General features: G+C 64.9%; 1 pseudogene. It reads left to right on the top strand.

Features of this window, described 5'->3' with window-relative positions:
* Window positions 1-841: pseudogene (locus JHD07_RS39325) on the top strand (glycogen debranching enzyme GlgX); the annotation flags it as partial.
* Window positions 842-1,255: the final 414 nt, after the last annotated feature.

Here is a 1,255-nt window from a genome sequence, read left to right as displayed (position 1 = left end):
CTTCGTCACGGCGCATGACGGCTTCAACCTCAACGACCTCGTCTCGTACAATGATAAGCACAACGAGGCGAACGGTGAGGACAACCGCGACGGTCACAGCAACAACCATTCCTGGAACTGTGGCGCCGAAGGACCGACGGACGACCCGGAGATCATCGGCTTGCGAGAGCGCCAGAAGCGGAATCTTCTGGCGACGATGCTGCTGTCCCACGGCACGCCGATGCTGCTCGCGGGCGACGAGTTCGGCCACACCCAGAACGGCAACAACAATGCCTACGCCCAGGACAACGAGACCACCTGGCTCAACTGGATGGGCATCACCGCGAACGGGCGCGGCCTTCGCGAGTTCACGCGCAAGCTGATCGCCACCCGCAAGTCCTTTCCCATCCTCTACCGCAGCCGCTTTCTGGTCGGTTCGCAAAACGAGGAACTCGACGTCAAGGACGTGACCTGGCTGTCGCCGTCCGGCGAGGAGATGACGACGGAGCAATGGCACGATGGCAACGCCAAATGCTTCGGGATGCTGCTTGACGGCCGCGCACAGGAGACCGGGATCAAGCGCCGCGGCTCGGATGCGACCATACTGCTGGTCTACAATGCACACCACGACGTCGTGAATTTCACCCTGCCGGAGGTCACCGATGGACGCAGCTGGCTGGGGCTGATCGACACCAACAGGCCCGACGCGCCCATGGCGGAGTTCGAGTTCGGACACACGTACGCGATGACCGCGCGCTCGCTCGTGGTGTTTGGCCTGGCGAACGACAGCATCGCGACGCGACGCCTCCGCCAAGGCCTCGGCGCGCTGCTGGACATCGCCGACACGCCTTTACCCGAGTAGCTGCGTGCCGTCCGCTCGCGATCAGCGATCGATCTCGCCGAACACGGGGTCCGGGGAGACCAGCCTCGCCAGCGCGGCAACCCGGAGCTCGCGACGATGCGAACATTGTCAGGACGCCGGACAAAGCCGGCGTCCTGACGGCGCTCAGCATCCCCGGCAGATGCTTTTGATCTTTCGATCCGCCTCGGAATTATTCGAGGTCTCCGAGCGAATCTGGTCGTCGCCCGGAAGCGAGGGCCCGGGCGTCACCGTCCCGTCAATACGTCCGATATTGGTTCCGCCTGCGGGATTGCCGGGTCGCCCGACTGTCGTCGATCCCCTTGGGCCACCGCTCGATTGAGCCGTTCCGGCCGAATTAGTTCCGGGAGCCGACGACGTGCCGGCCCCGGCCGCCGCGCCGCCGCTTCCTCCGGC

The sequence above is a fragment of the Bradyrhizobium sp. genome, from assembly GCF_016462955.1.
Classification (GTDB): Bacteria; Pseudomonadota; Alphaproteobacteria; order Rhizobiales; family Xanthobacteraceae; genus Bradyrhizobium.
The sequence above is the reverse complement of the archived record's forward strand: the minus strand, read 5'-3'. Positions and strand labels throughout refer to the sequence as shown.